Annotated in this window: 7 protein-coding genes and 1 pseudogene; 5 read left to right on the top strand and 3 right to left on the bottom strand. The window is 45.2% G+C overall.

Annotated elements, in window-relative coordinates:
* Positions 1-370 (bottom strand): annotated as a pseudogene (locus AC805_RS18330) (transposase); the annotation flags it as partial.
* Positions 371-521: 151 nt separating this feature from the next.
* Here AC805_RS18330 and AC805_RS18325 point away from each other — a divergent pair.
* Positions 522-998 carry a nitrate reductase associated protein gene (locus tag AC805_RS18325; RefSeq protein ID WP_055076721.1) on the top strand — a complete coding sequence of 159 codons (477 nt, stop codon included), beginning with the start codon at positions 522-524 and terminating at the stop codon, positions 996-998.
* 252 nt (positions 999-1,250) lie between these two features.
* On the opposite strand, the gene AC805_RS18320 is transcribed toward AC805_RS18325, so the two are convergent.
* On the bottom strand, positions 1,251-1,928 hold the full coding sequence (locus AC805_RS18320) for a response regulator transcription factor (protein ID WP_009627775.1): 678 nt from the start codon (positions 1,926-1,928) through the stop codon (positions 1,251-1,253).
* A gap of 476 nt (positions 1,929-2,404) precedes the next feature.
* On the opposite strand from AC805_RS18320, the gene AC805_RS25755 reads away from it, so the two are divergent.
* The 3 genes from AC805_RS25755 (at position 2,405) to AC805_RS18310 (ending at position 4,853) form a co-directional block, all read left to right on the top strand.
* A complete protein-coding gene (locus AC805_RS25755; RefSeq protein ID WP_156341461.1) occupies positions 2,405-2,569 on the top strand; it encodes a hypothetical protein in 165 nt (54 codons plus the stop codon).
* 166 nt (positions 2,570-2,735) lie between these two features.
* Entirely contained in the window at positions 2,736-4,046 is a 1,311-nt protein-coding gene (hemL, locus tag AC805_RS18315; RefSeq protein ID WP_055076720.1) for a glutamate-1-semialdehyde 2,1-aminomutase, read from the top strand.
* A gap of 180 nt (positions 4,047-4,226) precedes the next feature.
* Complete coding sequence (locus AC805_RS18310; protein WP_055076719.1) at positions 4,227-4,853, top strand: hypothetical protein; 627 nt, start codon at positions 4,227-4,229, stop codon at positions 4,851-4,853.
* 221 nt (positions 4,854-5,074) lie between these two features.
* Here AC805_RS18310 and AC805_RS25750 read toward each other — a convergent pair whose 3' ends face one another.
* Positions 5,075-5,218, bottom strand: a complete 144-nt coding sequence (locus AC805_RS25750; RefSeq protein WP_156341460.1) for a hypothetical protein — start codon at positions 5,216-5,218, stop codon at positions 5,075-5,077.
* Positions 5,219-5,517: 299 nt separating this feature from the next.
* On the opposite strand from AC805_RS25750, the gene ftsH reads away from it, so the two are divergent.
* The gene (ftsH, locus tag AC805_RS18305) at positions 5,518-7,404 is read left to right on the top strand and encodes an ATP-dependent zinc metalloprotease FtsH (RefSeq protein ID WP_055076718.1); all 1,887 of its coding nucleotides are present in this window, start codon (positions 5,518-5,520) and stop codon (positions 7,402-7,404) included.
* Positions 7,405-7,481: the final 77 nt, after the last annotated feature.

Genomic DNA, 7,481 nt, shown 5'->3' with positions numbered 1-7,481 from the left:
GTTGCTTTAATCAGGGGCTCAATAGTTCGTTGTTGCACGTTTTCTAACATGCGAATTACCACTTCACCACCGCGCTGAATCATGCCGAAGATGGGTGGTTTTTCTTTTTCGAGTGTCCCCCGCCCCCGAATCCCCTTGAGCCGATTACGCCGACCTTTGCGCCCTTTTTTTTAACTTCTTCGGGTTTGCCCTTGTGTCCTGCGGTCACATACACCTCATCGCACTCAACCGCACCAGATAAATTTACTTCTGGCTTGCTTTGGTCAATACCTTTTCGCAATTGCGTGGTCATATCTTGCACCACATCCTTGTCTAGGTCTAGTTCTTGGGCAATTTGTCGATTCGAGAGATTTAATCCCATCAAGTATAGGCACAATTGAATGAGGACAAATCAAACCCCAAGAATTGAGTGGCGGCGCTTCGCGCCGCCACTCAATTCTTGGGGTTTATGTCCGAATACACTTGGCGACAGCTATATTTAAATTTTATGCGCCTATTTTCAGTCCTCGTTCCCTTTAAATATGTTGCAATTTTTTCAATTTGAAGCCGAGTTTGTTGATTCGCTCCGATGCATCCCCATGCAGGTTCGCTATAAATTAGATACCTGTGGAGTCAAACTAAAACTGCAACATTGGCATAGTTTTTCACCCCGCCAACGCCAAGAACTGATCGAGCTACCCTGTGAAACTGAAACAGAGGTGAAAAACTATCGCGAAAATCTGCGATCGCAGGTTTTTCAAATTTTTCAAACCTATCCCAGCGATCTCCCCATCGAAACACCGCCTGCTTGGGAGCTTTTAGCGATCCCCAGCGATGTCTTACGTCAAGCGCAGACATTAAATTTAGTGATCGCGCCAGCCCAATGGAAAAGTCTCAACCCATTACAACGTTTTGTCCTCATCAAACTCAGCACTTCCCATCACGAAAACAATAATTTTTTACCTGCCTTACAAGAATTTGGGATTTTATCCAAATTAACATCATCACCCAAGAATTAATGGGCGGCGCGAAGCGCCGCCCATTAATTCTTGGGTGATGGCAGCTATAAAACTTGCTGCGGTATTTATACCAATTCACGAAAGTGTGACGACACTTTCGTGAATTAGACACTAAACCCAGTCAGGTTTTGAAATTCCCAAAATGGCAACGCCATTTTGGGAATTGGTATTACTAGAGTGAAACGTTAAAGAGGAGCTTGCTTAGCAAGCTCCTCTCTAGGGACTAATTGAAACAGCCTAATGCAAGTAGATCTACGAGAGTTGACTCAATCTATAGCCAACACCATGAATCGTCTCAATTAAATTATGAGGCGCACCAGCACCCTTCAACTTATTCCGCAAGCTCTTGATTGTAGCGTTGATCGTATCCTCTCTAGGGGGATCGGTCAGCGACCAAACATGCTCGACGATGGTGATCCGTTTTAAAACTTGACGACCATGATGGAGCAACAGCTCAAGAATGTTGTACTCCTTGGGAGTCAAATGCACAGACTGACCTGTATAGGACACCTCATGCATTCCAGGATCGAGTTGCAGTTCTCCCCAGCGTAAAACCGTAGGTTCTGCAATCTGAGCGCGACGCGACAGGGCTCGAATCCGAGCCATCAATTCAGGGGGATCGATGGGCTTGACGAGATAGTCGTCAGCACCAGCATCTAACCCCTGAACCTTATCGGTGCTCATATCTAGAGCGGTAACCATCAAAATCGGCACATTATTGCCATGGGCGCGCAAACGACGACATAGGTTAATGCCATCTAGTTTTGGCAGCATGACATCTAACAAGATCAGGTTGTAATCGTCAGCTTGAGATTTCTCCCAGCCTTCCTCCCCATCTCTTGCGATATCTACAACACAGTGCTGACTTGTTAACACTTCGGCTAACGTATCAGCCAAATTAGCATCATCTTCTACAAGGAGAATTCTCATTGGATCGAACAAATCTTAGTTAGTTAGTTTAGATAGGTTGTTAATTGCATATTAACGGATACCTTTGCAGGTTTATGAAGAATATGAACTTTATAAATCTCGTTAACACGATTCAACCCTATCTATTTGCATCATATACGAAAGATCGAATGTTTTTTCATATATGCAAAAATTTTAAGTATTATTGCGATAATAACATCTAACTAGCTAGACGCAATTAGATATAAAACGCAAAAACTGAGGCGTGCGCTGTGCAATCGCCGCAGGTTTTTTTTAATTATGTCCAGTGGCTTATGCGAGTCTCAATCTCGTTGTTTACTGGTGGAAAAATCTTGTTTACCCTAAATCAACGAACTATAAACTTTTGCCAATAATTTGCTAATAATGATTTTGGGGCTCATTGGCTTGGGCTAAAAATAGCGCAATTGTTTTCAGCCCAAGCCCTATGACGATGCAAGTTTTTCTATACCCAAAGGATGATTAACGGCTCAGTGCCGCCAATTATCCTTTGGGAGAGAGCCTATACGAGTTGCATAAGTCCTCGACTTCGTCCATCTGGATCTGTATCAGGACTTAAAACCCCAGAGAGGGTTGCCGTGCGCAGCACGGCAACCCTCTCTGGGGTTTTGATTTTGTCCTAACAAGACTGGTGGCAGTTGTATGTGCCAATACACTTGACGACAGCTATATTTTCTTGTTGAGTTAACTTTCTCCCATATTTGCCCATATTTGTGTGACGCTTGCATCGTTGCTAAGTTAAATTGAGTCTACAAAGAGTTCCACAATCTAAAAAATTTCTGTTAAAAAATGGCTACGAATCTATCTACTTTTAATACAGCTACATCTCAAGAAGTTTTTGCTAAAGCTAAACATCTCATGCCTGGTGGTGTGAGTTCTCCTGTGCGTGCTTTCAAATCCGTAGGCGGCGAACCGATCGTGTTCGATCGCGTTAATGGTGCTTATGCATGGGACATTGATGGCAATAAGTACATTGATTACATTGGCTCTTGGGGACCTGCGATCGTGGGGCATTCCCATCCTGAAGTCATCGAAGCACTACACAAAGCCCTCGAAAAAGGCACTAGCTTTGGTGCACCCTGCGTCCTCGAAAACCAACTTGCAGAAATGGTGATCGAAGCCGTACCAAGCGTGGAAATGGTGCGCTTTGTCAATTCGGGTACTGAAGCCTGTATGTCAGTTCTGCGCCTAATGCGCGCCTTTACTGGTCGCGATAAAATCATTAAGTTTGAAGGTTGCTATCACGGTCACGCAGATATGTTTTTGGTTAAGGCAGGTTCTGGGGTAGCTACCCTTGGTTTGCCCGACTCTCCTGGAGTTCCCAAGTCCACAACTGCAAACACCTTAACCGCTCCCTACAATGACCTCGAAGCTGTCAAAAAGTTATTTGCAGAAAATCCCGATCAAATCTCTGGTGTGATCATCGAGCCTGTAGTTGGTAACGCAGGTTGCATTGTTCCCAAAGATGGATTCTTGCAAGGCTTAAAAGATCTTTGTAAAGCAAATGGGGCTTTGTTGGTATTTGATGAAGTTATGACAGGCTTCCGTCTTGCCTACGGTGGCGCACAGGCTCGCTTTGGTGTTACCCCCGACTTGACTACTATGGGTAAAGTCATCGGTGGTGGTTTGCCCGTCGGAGCCTATGGTGGTCGCAAGGACATCATGTCAATGGTTGCTCCTGCTGGTCCAATGTATCAGGCCGGAACGTTATCGGGTAATCCCTTAGCCATGACCGCAGGCATTAAAACTATGGAAATCCTGAAGCGGACAGGCTCCTACGAATATCTAGAGCAGATTACTAAGAAGTTGGCGGAAGGTATGTTGGCGATCGCCCATGAAACTGGACATGCGGCAACGGGTAACATTGTCGGAGCAATGTTTGGGATGTTCTTCACCAATCAGCAAGTTTATGACTATGAAGATGCCAAAACCAGCGATACGGCAAAGTTTGCCAAATTCCATCGCGGAATGTTAGAGCATGGTGTGTACCTTGCTCCTTCGCAGTTTGAGGCTGGTTTTACATCCCTCGCCCATACTGATGCAGATGTGGAGGCAACCTTAGCCGCAACCCGTGCCGTTTTGTCGCAAATCCCTGCCTAGAATGTTTTTGATGAGATGAGCTTTGCTCATCTCATCAAAAAAAGTTCAGGGAGTTACAGCTTTCGCAAAAATTCATTTACAATGTTGTGTATTCTTTTTAGACCAATAAGTTGACTAAATCTATCTCACCTTAATGAGTCCAGAAAACCTAGGCATTGAACTTTTTCCTACACAAAACCGATGCTGACAGAAAACTCAACTGCTAGTACTAAATCTAATAATGGTAATTACAATGGCTCCCCGATGGCAGCCCCAAGAGCCGATTACTATATGAGCTTGCATAAAGAGCTAGACCATCTTGAAGAAATGGTGCTTGAAAGTGGTCCTCGTGTCATGGGACACACTGTCATTGATGAAGAGAAACTTTGTCAGCAGATCGATCGAGTCAGGCTCTCTGTCCCAGATTCTATCGCCAAAGCCGAAGAGATTCTGCTCTATAAACAGGATTTAGTTGCCGAAGCTCAGCAATATGCTGAAGATTTAATTAAGTCTGCTGAGTTACGAGCCAGTCAGCTTTTAGAAGAATCGCTGATCGTTCGCCAAGCCGAGCAGGAAGCTAATCAAATTCGTCGCGAACTCCAAGAGGAATGTGAGCAAATACGATCGCAGACTCTCAATGAAGTTAACCAAATGCGCCGACAAGCCCAAAAAGATCTCGATATGTTGCATCAAAGGGTAACAGGCGAAGTTCAAGAAATGCAGCGAGGAGCTGATGAATATAGCGATCGCGTTTTAGGCAATCTCGAAACACAACTAATCGACATGATCAAGATTGTCCAAAATGGTCGTAAAGAGTTGCGACTATAGATCGAGATCGACTGAGCGACTATAAATTATGGATATGAGCGTTTTGTGCATTTCTTCCCATTATGGGGATTAACATTACCAATAGTTGACCAGTTATCTTTTTTACTACTACTGGGGATAGGACGGTTAGGCTCTTGCGGATAAAAAATGTCCCACCCAGTTATCTAGCTTCGACTCCGCTCAGCTAACGTTGGCTGAGCGGAGTCGAAGCCATAGGTATGTTAATTACTAGCAAGTCCCTTATGAGGTTTTACTCTAGTTCCGTCCTTTTTGACGTAACCATTGACCGACATACTTCTCACTTTCTTTTGGCTAATTTTGGCATTTTCCAACCAATCAGAATCGACCAAGAGCAAAGATGTCACTAATACCAGCTTACGAAAGTGTGGTAGTACTTTTGTAAATTAAAAACTAAACATCGCAAGGATTTTCAAGTTAAGAAATGGCTATGCCATTTCTTAACTTGGTATCAAGGATTAAATGTTGCGGTGCTTCGCGCCGCAACATTTAATCCTTGATTTTTGATGTCTATTTTGATACTGGGAAGGGAGTAACGGGGTTTCTCTTTGGATAGATATTTGCGATCGCCTCACCCCATTGATTAAGGATCGTGGTAAGTTAAGTTTAGTTAAGAAATTATTTTGAACATCAGGCTCTTTGCTATATGAAATCATCTTGGAGAACTGCATTGCTGTGGTTACTGCCCATAGCGATCATCGGTTTCTTTGGATGGCAAACATTGGTTGCCCGTCCAGCCCCCAGTCGTCCTACCGTAAATGCGGCCAATACCCGTATTGCCTATGGACGATTTCTTGAATACCTCGACGAACATCGGGTACGCAAGGTTGATATTTTTGATGGTGGTCGCACGGCAGTAATCGTAGCAAGCGATCCCCAGATTGAAGGTAAAGAACAACGGGCTAGAGTTGATTTGCCACTGTATGCGCCAGAATTGATGGATAAACTCAATGAAGGTGGCGTAGATCTTGCCATTTATCCTCCCAGCAACAATAGTGCCATCTGGGGTTTTGTTAGTAATTTAATTTTCCCAGTTGCCTTGCTCGCAGGGTTATTCTTTTTGTTTCGTCGTTCCAACCAGATGGGCGGGCCTGGACAAGCAATGGACTTCGGAAAATCCAAGGCTCGGTTTGCGATGGATGCTGAGACTGGCGTGAAGTTTGACGATGTCGCGGGTATCGAAGAAGCTAAGGAAGAATTGCAAGAAGTTGTAACGTTTTTGAAAAAGCCCGAACGTTTTACAGCCGTGGGTGCAAAGATTCCCAAGGGCGTTTTGTTAATTGGTCCTCCTGGAACGGGTAAAACTTTGCTAGCCAAAGCGATCGCTGGTGAAGCAGGCGTACCTTTCTTCTCAGTATCAGGTTCGGAATTTGTAGAAATGTTTGTCGGTGTCGGTGCTTCCCGCGTCCGCGACCTGTTTAAAAAGGCGAAGGAAAATGCGCCTTGCATCATCTTTATCGATGAAATTGACGCAGTTGGTCGGCAACGTGGTGCTGGTATTGGCGGCGGGAATGATGAAAGAGAACAGACCCTCAACCAAATCCTTACCGAAATGGATGGGTTTGAAGGTAATTCGGGCGTAATCGTAATTGCGGCAACTAACCGAGCCGATGTACTAGACTCCGCACTACTCCGTCCAGGTCGCTTCGATCGCCAAATCGGTGTTGATCCACCCGACATTAAAGGACGTTTGCAGGTTCTCAATGTTCATGCTCGCGACAAAAAAATTAGCCCCGAAGTATCGCTTGAAGCGATCGCCCGTCGCACCCCTGGATTTGCTGGTGCTGACCTTGCGAACTTGCTAAATGAAGCCGCAATTCTGACGGCTCGTCGTCGTAAGGATGCCATGACAATGGCAGAAATCGATGATGCCGTAGATCGGATTATTGCAGGGCTTGAAGGAAAAGCCCTCATCGATAGCCGCAACAAGCGTTTGATTGCCTATCACGAAGTCGGTCATGCGATCGTTGGAACCTTGCTCAAGGATCACGATCCCGTTCAAAAAGTAACTCTTATCCCCAGAGGACAAGCAGCTGGTTTGACATGGTTCACCCCCGATGAAGAACAGACCCTAGTATCACGCGGTCAAATTCTGGCGCGGATTACGGCGGCTCTCGGTGGTCGTGCTGCGGAAGAAGCTGTATTCGGCGCGGCTGAGGTTACGACCGGTGCAGGCGGCGATCTGCAACAGGTTAGCGGTATGGCTCGTCAGATGGTAACTCGTTTTGGTATGTCAAATATTGGACAGTTAGCTCTTGAAGGTCAAAGTTCGGAAGTATTTCTCGGACGCAGTATGGGCGGCGGTTCGCAATATTCAGAAGATATCTCCGCTAAGATCGACCAACAAGTTCGCGAAATCGTGCAGAAGTGCTATCACACGGCTTTGCAAATTGTTTATGAAAATCGGGCAGCGATCGATCGCGTTGTCGATCTTCTTGTTGAGGCAGAAACCCTTGATGGCGAAGAATTCCGTCGGATCATCTCTGAGTACACTGCTGTTCCTGTAAAAGAACGCTTTGTACCACATATTTAATACCAAGTCACAAAATGGCTACGCCATTTTGTGATTTTATAGCTGCCGCCAGTTTTGTGAGGACAAAATCAAAACCC

Origin of the sequence: Pseudanabaena sp. 'Roaring Creek', from assembly GCF_001402795.1 — a bacterium.
In the GTDB taxonomy this organism is placed as follows: domain Bacteria; phylum Cyanobacteriota; class Cyanobacteriia; order Pseudanabaenales; family Pseudanabaenaceae; genus Pseudanabaena.
Note: the sequence above shows the minus strand (reverse complement) of the source record. Positions and strands in the feature narration are given on the sequence as shown.